This is a genomic window from Ruegeria sp. CF5, assembly GCF_056537325.1.
Genome location: NZ_JBQFRI010000001.1, coordinates 906,966 through 923,258, shown reverse-complemented (window position 1 = coordinate 923,258; position 16,293 = coordinate 906,966). Strand labels below are relative to the sequence as shown.

The 16,293-nt window shown below is 58.8% G+C and carries 19 protein-coding genes; 11 read left to right on the top strand and 8 right to left on the bottom strand.

Annotated elements, in window-relative coordinates:
• Positions 1–25: 25 nt before the first annotated feature.
• Positions 26–1,150 (bottom strand): beta-ketoacyl-ACP synthase III, encoded by a 1,125-nt coding sequence (locus tag ACR0NW_RS04400; RefSeq protein ID WP_480448678.1) that lies wholly within the window; start codon positions 1,148–1,150, stop codon positions 26–28.
• A gap of 215 nt (positions 1,151–1,365) precedes the next feature.
• Entirely contained in the window at positions 1,366–4,710 is a 3,345-nt protein-coding gene (gene carB / locus ACR0NW_RS04395) for a carbamoyl-phosphate synthase large subunit (protein ID WP_480448679.1), read from the bottom strand.
• Between the two features lie 177 nt (positions 4,711–4,887).
• On the opposite strand from carB, the gene ACR0NW_RS04390 reads away from it, so the two are divergent.
• Genes ACR0NW_RS04390 through ACR0NW_RS04380 form a run of 3 tightly spaced genes read left to right on the top strand, consistent with a single transcriptional unit; the run spans position 4,888 to position 7,285 of the window.
• Positions 4,888–6,015, top strand: coding sequence for an aminodeoxychorismate synthase component I (locus tag ACR0NW_RS04390; protein WP_480449586.1), 1,128 nt, complete (start codon positions 4,888–4,890; stop codon positions 6,013–6,015).
• Positions 5,970–6,617 carry an aminotransferase class IV family protein gene (locus tag ACR0NW_RS04385; RefSeq protein ID WP_480448680.1) on the top strand — a complete coding sequence of 216 codons (648 nt, stop codon included), beginning with the start codon at positions 5,970–5,972 and terminating at the stop codon, positions 6,615–6,617. The genes ACR0NW_RS04390 and ACR0NW_RS04385 overlap by 46 nt, the downstream gene beginning before the upstream one ends.
• Positions 6,614–7,285: a CPBP family intramembrane glutamic endopeptidase gene (locus tag ACR0NW_RS04380; RefSeq protein ID WP_480448681.1), complete on the top strand. Its 672-nt coding sequence runs from the start codon at positions 6,614–6,616 to the stop codon at positions 7,283–7,285. The genes ACR0NW_RS04385 and ACR0NW_RS04380 overlap by 4 nt, the downstream gene beginning before the upstream one ends.
• Positions 7,286–7,289: 4 nt before the next feature.
• Here the strand turns inward: ACR0NW_RS04380 and ACR0NW_RS04375 are convergent, their stop codons facing one another.
• Positions 7,290–8,516, bottom strand: coding sequence for a class I SAM-dependent methyltransferase (locus ACR0NW_RS04375; protein WP_480448682.1), 1,227 nt, complete (start codon positions 8,514–8,516; stop codon positions 7,290–7,292).
• A gap of 208 nt (positions 8,517–8,724) precedes the next feature.
• Here ACR0NW_RS04375 and aspS point away from each other — a divergent pair, with 208 nt between their 5' ends.
• On the top strand, positions 8,725–10,500 hold the full coding sequence (aspS, locus tag ACR0NW_RS04370; RefSeq protein WP_480448683.1) for an aspartate--tRNA ligase: 1,776 nt from the start codon (positions 8,725–8,727) through the stop codon (positions 10,498–10,500).
• 188 nt (positions 10,501–10,688) lie between these two features.
• Here aspS and ACR0NW_RS04365 read toward each other — a convergent pair whose 3' ends face one another.
• A complete protein-coding gene (locus tag ACR0NW_RS04365; RefSeq protein WP_480448684.1) occupies positions 10,689–10,838 on the bottom strand; it encodes a hypothetical protein in 150 nt (49 codons plus the stop codon).
• Position 10,839: 1 nt separating this feature from the next.
• Positions 10,840–11,559 carry a response regulator transcription factor gene (locus tag ACR0NW_RS04360; RefSeq protein WP_480448685.1) on the bottom strand — a complete coding sequence of 240 codons (720 nt, stop codon included), beginning with the start codon at positions 11,557–11,559 and terminating at the stop codon, positions 10,840–10,842.
• 233 nt (positions 11,560–11,792) lie between these two features.
• Between ACR0NW_RS04360 and mce the strand changes: the two genes are divergently transcribed.
• On the top strand, positions 11,793–12,197 hold the full coding sequence (gene mce, locus ACR0NW_RS04355) for a methylmalonyl-CoA epimerase (protein ID WP_480448686.1): 405 nt from the start codon (positions 11,793–11,795) through the stop codon (positions 12,195–12,197).
• Positions 12,198–12,221: 24 nt separating this feature from the next.
• Entirely contained in the window at positions 12,222–12,497 is a 276-nt protein-coding gene (locus tag ACR0NW_RS04350) for a DUF1467 family protein (RefSeq protein WP_170650957.1), read from the top strand.
• Between the two features lie 31 nt (positions 12,498–12,528).
• Here ACR0NW_RS04350 and ACR0NW_RS04345 read toward each other — a convergent pair whose 3' ends face one another.
• From ACR0NW_RS04345 to ACR0NW_RS04335, 3 genes are all read right to left on the bottom strand, one after another.
• Positions 12,529–13,227: an EI24 domain-containing protein gene (locus ACR0NW_RS04345; RefSeq protein WP_170650956.1), complete on the bottom strand. Its 699-nt coding sequence runs from the start codon at positions 13,225–13,227 to the stop codon at positions 12,529–12,531.
• Positions 13,224–13,802, bottom strand: a complete 579-nt coding sequence (locus tag ACR0NW_RS04340) for a nitroreductase family protein (RefSeq protein WP_480448687.1) — start codon at positions 13,800–13,802, stop codon at positions 13,224–13,226. The genes ACR0NW_RS04345 and ACR0NW_RS04340 overlap by 4 nt, the downstream gene beginning before the upstream one ends.
• Before the next feature lie 147 nt (positions 13,803–13,949).
• Positions 13,950–14,198, bottom strand: a complete 249-nt coding sequence (locus tag ACR0NW_RS04335) for a hypothetical protein (RefSeq protein ID WP_170650954.1) — start codon at positions 14,196–14,198, stop codon at positions 13,950–13,952.
• 120 nt (positions 14,199–14,318) lie between these two features.
• Here ACR0NW_RS04335 and ACR0NW_RS04330 point away from each other — a divergent pair, with 120 nt between their 5' ends.
• The 5 genes from ACR0NW_RS04330 (at position 14,319) to ACR0NW_RS04310 (ending at position 16,255) form a co-directional block, all read left to right on the top strand.
• The gene (locus tag ACR0NW_RS04330; RefSeq protein WP_480448688.1) at positions 14,319–15,029 is read left to right on the top strand and encodes a M48 family metalloprotease; all 711 of its coding nucleotides are present in this window, start codon (positions 14,319–14,321) and stop codon (positions 15,027–15,029) included.
• A complete protein-coding gene (locus ACR0NW_RS04325) occupies positions 15,026–15,394 on the top strand; it encodes a YigZ family protein (protein ID WP_480448689.1) in 369 nt (122 codons plus the stop codon). Before ACR0NW_RS04330 ends, ACR0NW_RS04325 begins: the two co-directional genes overlap by 4 nt.
• A 67-nt stretch (positions 15,395–15,461) precedes the next feature.
• Positions 15,462–15,713 carry a DUF6455 family protein gene (locus tag ACR0NW_RS04320; RefSeq protein ID WP_170650951.1) on the top strand — a complete coding sequence of 84 codons (252 nt, stop codon included), beginning with the start codon at positions 15,462–15,464 and terminating at the stop codon, positions 15,711–15,713.
• On the top strand, positions 15,714–15,995 hold the full coding sequence (locus tag ACR0NW_RS04315; RefSeq protein ID WP_480791507.1) for a DUF6455 family protein: 282 nt from the start codon (positions 15,714–15,716) through the stop codon (positions 15,993–15,995).
• A complete protein-coding gene (locus ACR0NW_RS04310; RefSeq protein ID WP_480791506.1) occupies positions 15,992–16,255 on the top strand; it encodes a DUF6455 family protein in 264 nt (87 codons plus the stop codon). The genes ACR0NW_RS04315 and ACR0NW_RS04310 overlap by 4 nt, the downstream gene beginning before the upstream one ends.
• The last annotated feature ends 38 nt before the right edge of the window (positions 16,256–16,293 follow it).

Sequence of the window (16,293 nt, the reverse complement as noted above, 5' to 3'; positions counted from 1 at the left end):
GGCGGGTGGTAACGTCCTGTACAGGTCAGGCGTGCCGGCGGACGATCACCGACCCCACTGAATATCCAGCGCCAAACGAACAGATCAGCCCCACGTCGCCACTGTTCAGATCATCCGAATGCTTGGAAAACGCGATGATTGATCCTGCGGATGAGGTGTTTGCATAGTCCTGAAGGATATTGGGCTGTTCACTTGGTTCCGGCTCTCGGCCCAGCACTTTTTTGCCAATGAAATCGTTCATGGTCTTGTTGGCCTGATGCAGCCAAAGGCGTTTCAGATCACTGCTGCTCAGCCCTTCGGCATCCATGTGATCCGTGATGTGCTGGCTGACCATCGGCAGCACTTCCTTGAACACCTTGCGCCCGTTTTGCATGAACTGCATGTCGCGACGGTCCGCCAGACCATCCGGGCGGGCCCGTCGCAGAAAGCCATTGTTGTTTCGGATATTGTTGGAAAATTCCGTAGCACAACGGGTCGATAGAATCTCGAAATGCGGCCCCTTTGCATCTTCGACTCGCTCAATCACGGTCGCGGTGGCCACATCGCCAAAAATGAAGTGGCAATCCCTGTCCCGCCATTCCAGATGCCCCGAACAGATTTCGGGGTTCACAACGATCGCTGCCCGGACCGAACCGGACCGCACCATATCGGCCGCCGCCTGAATGCCAAACGTTGCAGAGGAGCAGGCGACATTCATGTCGAATCCGAAGCCCCTGACGCCCAGAGCTTGCTGAATCTCGACCGCAACAGCCGGATAGGCGCGTTCATGGTTCGAAGCGGCACAGATCACCAGATCAATGTTTTCGGCTGTTCGACCAGCCTGTGCCAGTGCCTTGTTGCAGGCATCAACGGCCATCTCGGTCATTATGCCCGGCTCGTCATCGCTGCGCTGACGCAGGATCGGATGCATGATGTTCGGGTTCAGAATGCCGGTCTTGTCCATGACGTACCGGTTCTCGATCCCAGATGCCTTTACGATGAACTCTTCCGAAGAGTACTGGATCGGCTCCATCCGGCCCGCAGCAATCGCTTCGGCGTTCTCGGCATTCTTCTTGTCGGCATAGGCATTGAAGGCCACGACCAGTTCGGCATTCGTGATGACGTTATCGGGCGTAAAGACACCGGTTCCGGTTATGGCGGGCGTGTACATGGCGGGTCCTGAATATTTTTGGATTTGCACAAAATGCAGTCAGTACCGCACCGGATCAAGGGTGGCTTACCCGAGGGAATGCACGCCCACAGGTGGTTTTCCGCCATTTGCGTGGCGGATTGAAACAACCCGGGTGATCGGTCGTCATTTTTTGCGGAGGGAAAAGAAACATTGGCAAAACCGACATAACCGGCCCTGCCAATGTTCGGAGTGTTCTATCCCTGCAGGGATTTGACTTCGACATCCCCTTCAGCTTGCGCCTTGATCGCCAGCGCGGCTGCGTGGCTGGCTGCGGCGGTCGTGAAGTAGGGGATTTTATCATAGAGCGCGATCGAGCGAATTGCTTTGCTATCCTCGACGGCCTGCGCGCCTTCGGTTGTGTTCATCAACAGCTGTACCTGCCCGTCTTTGAGCATGTCCACCACGTCAGGGCGACCTTCATACACCTTGTTGACAACGTCGCAGGGAACTCCGTGCCCCTCTAGCCAGCTTTGCGTGCCGCGCGTTGCAACCAGTTTGAAGCCCTGTGCTACCAGCACCTGCGCGGCCTCCAGCATTGCCGCACCCTTGTCGGCGTCCTTGATCGAGACAAAGGCCCGGCCCGATGACGGCAGCACCATGCCTGCCCCCATCTGCGCCTTGAGGAAAGCGCGTGGGAAGTCGCGATCCCAGCCCATGACCTCGCCGGTCGAACGCATTTCCGGACCCAGAATAGTATCGACGCCGGGGAAACGGGCAAAGGGCAGTACGGCCTCTTTTACCGAGAACCACGGCATGTTCGGATCGGCCAGCGTCATCTGATCTGCGATCTTGGTGTCCTTGCCTTCCTGATAAGGCGGGCGCATCGGGAAGTTCGACAGCTTTTCCCCGGCCATAACCCGCGCCGCGATTGAAGCGATCGCGCTGTCCGTCGCCTTGGCAACAAAAGGCACAGTGCGGCTGGCACGTGGGTTCACCTCGATCAGATAGATCTCATCATCCTTGATGGCGAACTGCACGTTCATCAGACCCACGACGTTCAGCGCCTTGGCCAGTTTGAACGCCTGATCCTTGATCTGGTCGAGGATTTCTTTCGAGAGCGAATAGGGCGGCAGCGAACAGGCCGAGTCACCCGAGTGCACGCCTGCCTCTTCGATATGCTGCATGATACCAGCTACGTGTACGTCGGTGCCATCGCACAGCGCATCCACGTCCAGTTCGACCGCACCGGCCAGATAGCTGTCCAGCAGAACCGGGCTGTCACCCGAAACCACCACGGCCTCGTTGATATAGCGTTTCAGCTGATCCATATCGCGCACGATTTCCATCGCGCGGCCACCCAGTACGTAAGAGGGGCGGATCACCAGCGGGAAGCCGATGTCTTCGGCAATTTCCAGCGCCTGCTCGTCGGTCGAGGCAATACCGTTGTTGGGTTGTTTCAGACCCAGATCGTTGACCAGCGTCTGGAACCGCTCGCGGTCTTCGGCAAGGTCGATGGCGTCCGGCGTGGTGCCGAGGATCGGAATGCCTTCGGCCTCAAGCGCGTTGGCCAGTTTCAGCGGCGTCTGGCCACCGAACTGTACGATAACACCGTGCAACGTGCCGTTTTCCTGTTCTTTCGTCAGGATCTCCATCACGTGTTCAAAGGTCAGCGGCTCGAAATACAGGCGATCCGAGGTGTCATAGTCGGTCGAAACCGTCTCGGGGTTGCAGTTGACCATGATGGTCTCATACCCCGCCTCGGTCAGCGCGAAACAAGCATGACAGCAGCAATAGTCGAACTCGATCCCCTGACCGATCCGGTTTGGACCACCGCCAAGGATGACGACCTTTTTGCGATCACTGGGCCGTGCCTCACATTCGACCTCACCCATCGTTGGGGCTTCGTAAGTCGAGTACATGTAGGGCGTTTGCGCCTCGAACTCGGCGGCGCAAGTGTCGATGCGTTTGAACACGGCATTGACGCCCAGATTGCGGCGAGCGCGGCGGACGTTGTCTTCGTCACGGCCAGTCAGGTTGCCCAGGCGCGCGTCAGTGAAGCCCAGCATTTTCAGTTTGCGGATGCCGTCCTCGGTCACGGGCAGGCCGTCCTTGCGCACCTGACGCTCGGCCTCGATGATCTCGCGGATACGAGCCAGGAACCATGGGTCGAATTTTGTGACGCCAAAGATTTCGTCGTCGGTCAGACCGTGACGCATCGCCTGCGCGATGGTGCGCAGACGGTCAGGCGTCTGCTGGCTAATCGCCTTGATCACGGCGGCCTTGTCGTCGGCCTCGTCCCAGACACCCACGTTCAGGCCCGGAATTTCGATCTCATCAAACCCGGTCAGGCCCGATTCCATCGACGCCAGTGCCTTTTGCATCGATTCGTGGATCGTGCGGCCGATGGACATCGCCTCACCCACCGACTTCATCGCGGTAGTCAGATAGGGTTCCGAGCCTGGGAATTTCTCGAATGCGAATTTCGGGATCTTGGTGACAACATAGTCAATGGTCGGCTCGAACGAGGCCGGGGTCACCTTGGTGATGTCATTGTCCAACTCGTCCAGCGTGTAGCCAATCGCCAGTTTCGCCGCGATCTTGGCAATCGGGAAACCGGTCGCTTTTGAGGCCAGCGCCGAGGATCGCGACACCCGTGGGTTCATTTCGATCACAACCATACGGCCGTCATCGGGGTTGATCGCCCATTGGACGTTCGAGCCACCGGTTTCCACGCCGATCTCGCGCAGAACGGCGATCGAGCCGTTGCGCATGATCTGGTATTCCTTGTCGGTCAGCGTCAGGGCAGGGGCCACGGTAATCGAGTCACCGGTGTGCACGCCCATCGGGTCGACGTTTTCGATGGAGCAGACGATGATGGCGTTGTCGGCGGTGTCGCGGACCACCTCCATCTCGTATTCTTTCCAACCCAGCAGGCTTTCATCGACGAGGATCTGATTGACCGGCGAGGCATCCATGCCCGAGCGGCAAAAATGGATATAATCCTCGCGGTTATAGGCCACACCGCCGCCGGTTCCGCCCAGTGTAAAGGCTGGGCGGATGATGGCGGGAAGGCCGATTTCCTCAAGCTCATCCAGGGCCATCTGCACGCCTGCATCCAGATCGGTAGAGCCGTCTTCGCGCTTGGGGGCGGTCACGATGGTTGCTTTGGGGTTCTCAAGACCCAGCCGGTCCATCGCCTCGCGGAACAGGGCGCGGTCTTCGGCCATTTCGATGGCGTCACGCTTGGCGCCGATCATCTCGACACCGAATTGGTCGAGCACACCCATCTCTTCCAGCGCCAGCGAGGTGTTCAGCCCGGTCTGCCCGCCCATCGTGGGCAGCAGGGCATCGGGGCGTTCCTTTTCGATGATCTTGGCAACAACCTCGGGTGTGATCGGCTCGATATAGGTGGCGTCGGCCAGCCCGGGATCGGTCATGATCGTCGCGGGGTTCGAGTTCACCAGAATGACCCGGTAACCTTCCTCGCGCAGCGCCTTACACGCCTGAGCACCGGAATAGTCGAACTCGCAGGCCTGACCGATAACAATGGGCCCCGCCCCGATGATCATGATCGACTGGATGTCGGTTCTCTTCGGCATGGCCTTGTTCCTTCGATTTTCCGCGAGTCAGGGGCACCGCCCAAGCGCCCAAATTGTCGTGCGTTATAGGGACCACGCGAAAAGGTTCAAGGGGGATCGGAAACAGAGATGAAAATGCCGCTTTCCCCCTTTCGCTCATCCCTGATATCTCTATATCGCGCAATACGGCAAATGGGGATGCAATTGCGTATTCGCTTTGATCAGGGACCAGCCGGGCCGGGAACGCGTTTTGACCGACCAGTCCGGATGATCCGCGCGGATTTCGCGCATGAAGTGCCGCAGGCTTTGGCGGCGCTCGATGACGCGCGGGCCGAGGGCTTCTGGCTTGCCGGATATGCCAGCTATGAAATGGGATACGCGCTGGAGCCCCGTCTTGCATCGCGAATGCCCGTGAACCGGCGACTGCCTCTGATGTGTTTCGGGGTTTACGACCCACCTGACACTTCTGATTTGCCCGAAGGGCGGGGCGGGATTACCCGGTTCGAACCCCGATGGGATGAGGATCGCTATGCCCGTGCCTTCCGAAAGGTGCATGAGGCAATCGGGGCGGGGGAAATTTATCAGGCCAATCTGACCTTTCCCATTGATCTTGGCGTCGAAGGAAGCGGCGCGTCGTTATACGCAGCTCTTGCAGAGCGTCAGCGCGTGGGGTTTGGCGCGTTGGTTGAACAGGCAGGCCTGCCGGACCTGCTGAGCCGTTCGCCCGAGTTGTTCTTTCGCACGGATGCATCGGGGACAATCGAAACCCGCCCGATGAAGGGCACCCAGCCTCGCAGTCCGGATGCGAACGAAGATGCGCGCCGTCGGGCGTTTTTGTCTTCAGATGAGAAGAACCGGGCCGAAAACCTGATGATCGTTGACCTGCTGCGCAACGATATCAGCCGGGTGGCGGTGCCGGGGTCGGTCAAGGTGCCGGAACTGTTCAAGGTAGAAACCTATGCCACGGTGCATCAGATGGTCTCGCTGGTTCGGGCGCAGCTGCGCGACGATGCGGGTCTTTCCGATATCATGGCCGCACTGTTTCCCTGCGGATCGATCACCGGTGCACCCAAGATCAGAGCGATGGAAATTCTGGCTGAACTGGAGCCATGGCCGCGGGATATCTACTGTGGCACGATTGGCTGGGCCGCCCCTGATGGGCGATCCGAGTTCAATGTCGCGATCCGGACCATGATGGTTGACGGTGACATGGCAACACTGAATGTCGGCGGCGGCGTGGTTTGGGACAGTACCGCCTCGTCTGAATATGAGGAAGCGCTATGGAAAGCCCGCTTTGCCCGCCAGTTGAGCCTGATTTCCGCCTGATCGAAACGCTGGGTTTTCGTCCGGGACAGGGTGTCATTCGTGGGAACCTGCATCTGGATCGGATGGCCCGATCTGCCGATGCTCTGGCAGTGCCGTTTGACCGAGATAAGGCTTTGCAGATGCTGGGCGGTATATCGAACGATACCGCGTTGCGATGTAGGCTGACACTGGATGCATCCGGCGGATTGGAACTGACAACCGGGCCGTTGGCCGACAACCCGCCGGCCTGGAACGTTGCCATTTCAGAAAACCGGCTGAAGTCCTCGGAATTCTGGCTGCGGCACAAAACAACCCGGCGCGAAGTTTACGATACGGCCCGCAAGGGCATGGCGGTCGGCGTGGATGAGTTGCTGTTTCTGAACGAACGTGGCGAATTTTGCGAAGGCACCATCACCAACCTTTTCATCGAAACGCAGGATGACCGCCATCTGACACCACCATTGTCATCCGGCTTGCTGCCGGGTGTCCTGCGGCAGGAACTGCTTGAAAACGGTGACATATCCGAGGCAAGACTGACCTTGACCGATCTGAAGAATGCACGAAAGGTGCAGGTGGGAAATTCTTTACGTGGACTGATCCGGGCAGAGTTGGTGTTGACGTGAGCAGTGACAGAACCTCGGCAGTATCATTCCCGACACATCTGCGTCTGCGCGTGGAGTTTGCTCTGTTTTTCCTGGCAGCGCCGCTGCTGATCGCCGTACTGTTGCCGCCAGACTGGATGTTCCCGGCCCTGTTCACCTTCACTGCGATAGGTGTCGTCCTGCTGCATCGGACGCCCGGATTTGCTTGGGCGGAATTGCGATATGGCTGGCGAAACTGGTCCTGGCGCGAGGTCGTTCTGTTTACGCTTGGGATGGTGGTGTTCTGCTCGGTTCTCATCCAGATCACGCGGCCTGACGTTGCATATTTCCTTTTGCTAAACAGGCCGGAGTTTTTGCTGATCATCTGGATCGGCTATCCTCTTGCCTCGGCCCTGCCGCAGGAGTTGCTGTTTCGGCCGCTGTACTTCCGGCGTTATCATGCAATCCTGCCGGAAGGACGCGCATCCTATGTCCTGAACTCGGCAATCTTTTCCTTTGCGCACCTCATGTACTGGAGCTGGATCGTCGCCGCGATGACCTTTGCCGGCGGTCTTCTATTTGCGTGGGCTTACAGAAAACGCGGCTCGTTCTTCTATGCGGTGTTGTTGCACGCCATTGCTGGCAACATCATTTTCGCCGCCGGACTGGGTGTCTATTTCTATTCGGGTAACGTGCAAAGGCCATTCTGACGGATTACTCTGCCGCGTCGCGCAGGTGGGCATCGGGGCGATATAGGTAATCGCGTGTCAGCGGTACTGCGTCACTACGGTGTCCGAGTTGTAACTGAAACACTGTCTGATCACGTTCCTCGAAAACCAGAATGCAGGCCGTCAGGTAGAACCGCCACATTCGGATAAACCGCTCGTCATACATGGCGCGCACCTTGTCGAGGTTCGCCTCGAACCGGTCGCGCCAGCACCGCAGGGTCTTGGCATAATGCAACCGCAGACTCTCGATATCCAAAAACCACATTCCTGTATGCGCAAGCGGTTCGATCAACTCGGACAATGAAGGCACATAACCGCCCGGGAATATGTATTTGTTCAAAAACGGAGACTGATTCTTGGGCGGTCCGTTCCGTCCGATCGTGTGAATCAGGGCTACGCCATCAGGATCAAGCAGGTCCGAGACCTTGCCGAAATATTCGGGGTAATGCGGCGCCCCGACATGTTCCAGCATACCCACGGAAACGATGCGGTCGAATTTGCCATCCAGTTCGCGGTAATCCTGCAGCCTTATTTCGACGCGGTTTTGCAATCCCGCCTGCTGAACGCGCTGACGAGCCGTTGCGTGTTGGTTTTCCGACAATGTCAGGCCGGTAACCTGAACACCGTAATCCCGCGCCAATGTCAGCGACAATCCACCCCAGCCGCACCCGATATCCAGAACCTTCATGCCGGGCTCCAGACACAGCTTACGCGCGATATGGTCTTTTTTCGCGATCTGGGCCTGTTCCAGTGTTCGGTTGGGTGCGTCGAAGTAAGCGCAGCTGTACTGCATATCCCGATCCAGCATCAGCCGATAGAAATCGTCCGAAATATCGTAATGGTGGGCAACGTTACGGCGCGCTGAACGAAGCGAGTTCCTTTGCAGGATGGGGCGTAACAGGAACTGCCCTCTTGCGAGCCACTTGTGCGCCTTCGGCAGGTGACCGCCCACGATATTGCGAATCGCAATGCGCATGACGTCTTCCAGCCCACCGGTTGTGATCGTCAATTTCCCGTCCATGTATCCCTCGCCAAAGGCCAGTTCGATATTGCGGCACAGTCGCGGCAAAAGGGCTTTGTCATGGATGTGAATTGCGGCGTTCAGACCGGTTCCGTCCCCATATACATGTTCAGAACCGTCCGGATATGTCACCCCGAGCGAGCCCCGGATGATAAATTCTGTCAGCAATCTGTGAAAAATAGCCTGCCACATGAGCCGTCATCCTCCTTTCAGAAATTGGCCTGGCACCCGATAAACGGGCTCAACTATCCGAATTCATTGTACTTATAACATATGGCAAAAACAGGTTTTGTCTTGCATTTGCGTGACACCGGGTCTGGTTGGGCGCGGAACCCTTGACTTCCTGTGGCTATCGCGGTGTATCGGCGCGACGAATTCTCCGCCCGAAGGGATATGACTTATGCACGCCTACCGCAGCCACACCTGCGCCGATCTGACTGCCGCCAATGTCGGTGAAACCGTTCGCCTGTCCGGCTGGGTTCATCGCGTGCGCGATCATGGCGGTGTGTTGTTCATCGACCTGCGCGATCATTTCGGCGTAACTCAGGTTCTGTGCGACGGCGACAGCGCAGCTTTTGCCGAGCTGGAAAATGTCCGGTCTGAATGGTGTATCCGCATTGATGGCACCGTCAAGGCGCGTGCCCCGGAACTGGTGAACCCCAAGCTGCCTACCGGCGAGATCGAGGTGTATGTCCGCGAACTGGAAGTGCTGGGATCAGCCGCAGAGCTGCCACTGATGGTGTTCGGAGATCAGGAGTACCCCGAGGAAACGCGCCTGCGCTATCGTTATCTGGACCTGCGCCGCGAGGCGATGCAGCGCAACATGACCTTGCGCTCGGACGTCGTGGCTTCGATGCGTCGCCGTATGTGGGATCAGGGCTTCCGTGAATATCAGACGCCGATCATCACGGCATCCTCTCCCGAGGGCGCGCGTGACTTTCTGGTACCTTCGCGGCTGCATCCGGGTAAATTCTATGCTCTGCCGCAGGCTCCGCAGCAGTTCAAGCAGCTGATCATGGTCTCGGGCTTCGACAAATACTTCCAGATCGCGCCCTGTTTCCGCGACGAAGATCCGCGCGCCGACCGGTCGCCTACGGACTTTTACCAGCTGGACCTTGAGATGTCGTTTGTCGAACAGCAGGACGTGTTCGACACGATTCAGCCTGTCCTGACAGGCGTGTTCGAAGAGTTCGGAGAGGGCCACAAGGTTGATCAGGAGTGGCCACAGATTTCCTACAAGGATGCAGCGCTGTGGTATGGCACCGACAAGCCTGACCTGCGTAACCCCATCAAGATGCAGAGCGTGTCCGAACATTTCCGCGGTTCCGGCTTTGCGATTTTTGCCAAGTTGCTGGAGCAGGAAGGCACCGAGATTCGTGCGATCCCGGCGCCTACCGGCGGCAGCCGCAAGTTCTGTGACCGCATGAATGCCTTTGCCCAGAAAGAAGGCCTGCCCGGTATGGGCTACATCTTCTGGCGCGATCAGGGCGAGGGGATGGAGGCCGCGGGTCCGCTGGCCAAGAATATCGGCCCCGAACGGACTGAGGCGATCCGTCAGCAGTTGGGTCTGGGCGTTGGTGATGCGGCGTTCTTCCTGGGTGGAAAGCCGAAAGCCTTTGAAAAGGTTGCAGGAAAAGCGCGTGACGTCATCGGCGAAGAGCTGGGCCTGACCGAGAAAGACCGCTTTGCCTTTGCCTGGATTGTGGATTTCCCGATCTACGAACAGGACGAGGAAACCGGCAAGATCGACTTTGAGCACAACCCGTTCTCGATGCCTCAGGGGGGCATGGAGGCGCTGAACGGCGATCCGCTTAAGGTGTTGGGATATCAGTACGATCTGGCCTGCAACGGTTATGAGATTCTGTCGGGCGCGATCCGGAACCACAAGCCCGAGATCATGTTCAAGGCCTTTGAAATCGCTGGTTATGGCGAGGACGAAGTGCGTAAGCGCTTTGGTGGAATGGTCAACGCGTTCCAGTACGGCGCCCCGCCGCATGGTGGCTGTGCTGCCGGTATCGACCGGATCGTCATGCTGCTGGCCGACACCGTGAATATCCGCGAAGTTATCATGTTCCCGATGAATCAGCGCGCCGAAGATCTGATGATGGCGGCGCCGTCAGAGCCGACTTCGGACCAGTTGATGGAGCTTGGTCTGCGGGTCATCCCGCAGGAGTAAGACTACCCGCCCGCGTCTGGCGCGGGCGGCGCCTTTTGCCGCCGGTGGCGGAAAAGTGTGGATTTGTACCAGTTGAAACTGGCCAATCTTCCGGTTTGTACAACTATTCAAGGCCCTGAAAACTGCATCGGCGATGGGTAGATGCCCCCAAGGTTTGCTCCGGCATTGCAGCCTTAAAGAAAAGTTTACTATTTCCGCGAAGCTGCATCGGGGATCACGTGATCCAGCAGATCGGCGTCATGAGTGCGGCCGTCGCGAATGGAGCGCGCGGCCGATCGGGTCTGCCGGTAGAGCCAGAGGCACAGGCATGTCGCCGTGATGAAATATGCCGTCACCATCTCAGATCGCCTCGCGCTGTTGCAATCTGTTCTGCACCAGCCCGACCAGCCGCGCGGTCTGAGCCGTGACCGGTGCGCCCCGAGAGCGCGAGGCAGTCAGATCGCGGGCGGCGTCTTCCAGTACGTGATCCCCGGCCGCATGGGCGATGCCCTTGATGAACTGTGCGGCATAGCCGAGAACCCGGTCATCACTCGGCTCAGTCAGAAGCTCGGCAATATGGGTGATGTCGTCCTGATAGGCCAACGGATCGGGGCAGATCACCTGATCATGCTGATCGACCGGGACGGCAGGACGTCTGTCTGCGGGCAGCAGGTTAAGTATGGCAGTCTGGAACTCGGCCAGCGAGGTCAGCGGTTTCGCCAGAAACCCGTCCGCCCCGGCGTCGAGAGCAGTGGTGCCGGCGCTGTCATCGCCTGAGGTGCCCAGAATCACGCCGATCCGGGGGCTGTTTTGGGAGAGTTCGGCAATCAGGTCCGCGCCGTTGCCGTCGGGCAGGCCCAGATCAACCACGATCACCGAAGGGCGGTAGAGTCTGAGATGGCGGTGCGCTGATTTCAGGCAATCCGCGCGACGCATTCTGGCCCCGCTGCGCAGGCACATCAACCGCATGGCATCGCAGGCATACCGGCTGTCTTCGACGACAAGAATGGTTTGGCCCAGCAGTGGGCGCATAGTGCCGGGAAACGCGTGCGACGTGGTGGAAGGAACCGAATCGTTCATTGCAGACCTCCTTAACAGCGGGTGCTTCACGTTAGGAAAATCCGGCTAACACAGGGTTAATGCGTTTTACGTTTGACTTGAATCGGAATGCGCTGCCTCTCCCTTCGGTCGAACACGCATCCCGATGAATATGCCTGGGATAAAACGCAAAACGCAGTAATGCGATTTGGCGCACTTGCCCTTTGACGGGACTGCCCGCATAACCGCGCCAACGGAGATAAGAGGAGATTGTCATGATCGGCAGGCTGAACCACGTCGCAATTGCTGTTCCGGATCTGGAGGCGGCGTCCGAGCAATATCGCAGCGCGCTGGGCGCCAAGGTCGGCGCACCGCAGGACGAGCCCGATCATGGTGTCACCGTGGTGTTCATCGAGTTGCCCAATACCAAGATCGAACTGCTGTATCCGCTGGGTGACGACAGCCCGATCAAGGGATTTCTGGACAAGAACCCCTCGGGCGGTATCCATCATGTCTGCTATGAGGTAGAAGATATCATCGCCGCGCGCGATCATCTGAAAGAGACCGGCGCGCGGGTGCTGGGCTCGGGCGAACCCAAGATCGGGGCGCATGGCAAGCCGGTGCTGTTCCTGCACCCCAAGGATTTCAACGGCTGCCTTGTCGAGCTTGAGCAGGTCTGAGCGCATAAACCAGGAGGCTGACGCATGACCATCACAGCAGCCATAGTTCTGTTTGCCGTCATCTGGTTCATGACGTTGCTGGTGATCCTGCCCATCAGGATCAAGACCCAAGGTGACGTGGGCGAGATCGTGCCGGGCACCCATGCAGGCGCGCCCGAAGAGCATCATCTGAAAAAGAAGATGTGGATCACCACGGCTGTTTCTGTGGTGCTGTGGGCGATCATTGCGGGCATCATCATTTCCGGCCTGATCACGGTGCGCGATATCGACTGGTTCAACCAGCTGCCACCGCTTGAATAAAGCCAAAACGCTGTAGAAAACGGCGTGGCGGTCACCGGCTGGTGGCTGCCACCCCGTGATAGATATGGGTAAAGGTGGCCGCGCCGATAATCGGGATCAGCAGGTTGATCAGCGGTATCGACAACGGAATGGCCATCAACGTGCCGGCGATCCAGATCGTTGGCATATGTTGCGCGCGAAGTTTGCGTGCCCCTTCACGGCCCAGACGCCGCATGGCGGCCAGCGTGAAATATTCCCGTCCCAGAAGAAACCCGTTCATGGCCCAGAATATGAACGGCGCCAGCGGCGTGAACATCGCGTATAATATCAGGGCCAGCAGGTTCGCGACGATCAGGACGCCCAGAAAGCTGAGCGTGTCGCGCAAGGAATCCCAGATTGGGACATGAGGAACGGCCGGCAGGGCCGGGTAATGCTTGTCCTCGACCGCCTGAGCGACCTCGTCCAGAAACATCGAGGTGATGGCCGACGCCACCGGCACCATCAGAAAAACCGACAGGACCATCATCAGCAGAAACGACGACACGCTCAGCAGGTCGTTCAGCCACGTCACCTCGCCCAGTATCGGCAGGGTGACCTGTTCACCGACCAGCGTATTGAGAAACCACAAGAAACCGGCATAGGCGGCGACCAGAAGGGCAAATGTCAGGCCGACGCCCAGCAGCAGCACCTTTCGAAACCTCGGATCGCCGATCTGGCCAAGTGCCATGAAGAAGGAGTTGAGGATGATCATTCCTTCACCCATTGGGTGATCGCATCAATGTCCGGCCGGGGCCGTTCGGGCGGTGCAGCCCCTTCGGTCGCGATGTGAATCAACCCGGCGACACGTTCGTTTGACGCCAGCCCAAATGCCTGTTCGCAGAATTCCCGGTCGTGGGTCTGCCAGCCTGACAGCCAGTTCGCGCCCCATCCCGCCGCCAGTGCCGCATTCAGCAGCGACAGGCACACGGCGCCGGCAGAATAGGTCTGTTCGAGGGCCGGGATCTTTTCGGATGGCTTTTGCACCTCGATCACGGCGACAGCCAGTTGCCCCAGCTCGAACTGGTTTTTGGCCTTGGCGATATCTTCCGGCGTTTTTCCCAGCGCTTCGCCGCGCGATCCGGTCAGGTCCGCAAGGCGCGGCATTGCGCCTTTTTCCAGAACGATGAACCGCCATGGCTCAAGCTTGCCATGATCCGGACAGCGCGCCGCAGCGGTCAGCAGCGGCATCAGTTCTTCCCGCGTGGGGGCGGGGGCGATCAGCGTTTTGGCAGGGCGCGAACGGCGGGACAGCAGGAATTCCAGCGCGGCGGGATTTTTGAGCGTCATATGTGAAGCCTTTTTACATAAGCCATCTGTATCTCGGGCAGGGACGCCTCTGATTCAAGGGGAAAAGTGCGATTTTTCAACTTTCTGAACCGGGATGCCCGCCACCGTTCGCGGCGGCGGAAACCTGTGCCCGATGTCCGTGCTGCTTCAGGTTTCCTGAGGCGGCGTTTCCCGAATCTGGTACACCCCCTCGGGCAGATCCAATGCCGCGGCCAGATCACGCACCTGTTCGGGTGACAGCGTGATTTTCTGTACCTGCTGCGTTCTGGGGTCCAGTTGTTCCAGCGTCACGCATTCGGCAAAACTGTTGATGATCACGTCCTCTTGCAGGGGTGCGTCACCTTCGTCCACCAGAGTAATGACGGTCGAGTCGAATTCATGCTCAATCGAAAACATATCGGCAGACTGCAGGGCAAATCGGGGCTTGGCAACCCGCTGAAAGAAAAACCGACAGTGGAAGTGGCTGATTGCCCGGGCTATTCTTTCTGTCCGTTCTGACCGTTAAAGGGGCCCATGATGCGCCGGATTGTTCTTTTGCTGGTTCTTGCGATTGCCGGATGTACGGCGACAGCACCCGCGCCGATTGCCTATCCCGAGCCGCAAGGGGGTCCTGCCACGGTCAATGCGCAGGCTGCGCCCAAGGATTTCAATGCGATCAGCCGGAACATCGGGGCGCAGGCACGGTCCGAATGCCGGCGCCGGACCAGCGGCGGAAACTGCGATTTCAAGATCGTTGTGGATCCCAATCCGCGCGCGCAGGTCAATGCGTATCAGACACTCGACAAAGAGGGGCGTCCGGTCATCATCTTCACCCAGTCGATGATAAAGTCTGCGCGCAACGGTGATGAACTGGCTTTTGTCATGGGGCATGAGGCTGCGCACCACATTCGCGGACACCTCGCCCGGCAATCCGCCAATGCCGAGGCTGGCGCGGTGGCTTTGGGCGGGCTGGCTGTTTTGCTGGGAAGTGATGCGGCGGGCATCGAATCGGCGCAAAAACTGGGCGCAGTTGTGGGCGCGCGCAGCTATTCCAAGGAATTCGAGCTGGAGGCGGATCAGCTTGGGACGATCATCACCTACAAGGCGGGTTACAATCCCCTTATCGGCGTCAAGTTCTTTGAACGCATCCCCGATCCCGGCGACCGGTTTCTGGGAACGCACCCCCCCAACGCCCAGCGTGTCCAGATTGTAAACCAGACCGCTGCCCGGTTGGGGCTAGTGCAATGACCGCTCTGACAAAGTTGGGAGTGATCCTGACCGACCGTGGTTCGAAATACGCCGTGAGCGGTGCAAAGGTTTCAAGCCGCGCTGAGGTGGATGCGGTTCTGGCCGAGCTGAAATCGGATCGCGCCTATGCAAAGGCAACGCACAACACGTGGGCGGCCATGCTGCCCACCGGGGGCCTGAAGGCCGATGACGGTGAATCCGGGGCCGGTATGGTGATTCTGCGCATGATCGAACGGGCGGAACTGCGCGATCATGTCATTGTGGTTACGCGCTGGTATGGCGGCAAAAAGTTGGGCGGAGATCGCTTTCGCCGCGTTCAGGACGCGACGCGTGCCTATCTGGAAAGCATCGGTTCGGGGTCTTGACCTGTATCAAGGGCAGGGCGCCTGCGCTGCGGTATCCACTGTACAGCGCAACAGAAAGGAACCGACGATGTCCGACCCGAAAACGCTCCGCCATCATGCTGAACTGGTTGACAGAATGGCCGGAACCCTCGGAATCGACCTGCAGGAGTCTGCCATCGGCGGCCAGGTTTCCGTTGATGAGATCTCGGACGCGGTACTGAGGTGTAGCGACTGCCCGAACCCCGGACATTGCGCGCGGTTCCTTTCGGAAAACCAGCACTCTCCGATTACCCCGGAATACTGCAGAAATCAGGAGCTTTTCGAACGTCTCAACCCCTGAATGGTGGACCCTGCAATGCCTCGTCTTGGAGATATCATGAAGCACCTTCGATTGGTGCTGAGAATGGGCAAGGCAACCGGTGTGGACATCGTGTCCGAGCACCGAAGCGGGCGGCTGAGTCAGGATGAGTGGGCCGGGATGGTGCAGTCGTGCCGAAGCTGCGAATGGGCCGGGCGCTGTCCCGCGTGGCTGGATGAAAACCAGAGCGTAGCCGAAGCGCCAGAGACCTGCCCGAACCGGGCCCGTTTTGCCGAGCTTCGGAACGGACGCACAGAGGAATGATGATGGCGCAGGTCCCGATTGGAGATATCGAGAAGCACTTTTGGCTCACACGCTCGGTCGCCCGCTGCATGGGGGTTTCGTTTACCGAAGCCATGGCCGAAGGCCGTATGTCGTCGCACCAATTCGCCGAACTGATCACCGGATGCCGTGCGGCGCATTGCCACGAGAAGTGCGCGTTGTGGCTGGCGTGCCAGCAGACCAGGGCTGATGCGGCGCCGGATTTCTGTGCGAACGCCGATGTGCTGAACGGCCTGCGATAGGTCAACCGGGCGATTTGAGCGGTTTTGCGATGCGCAAG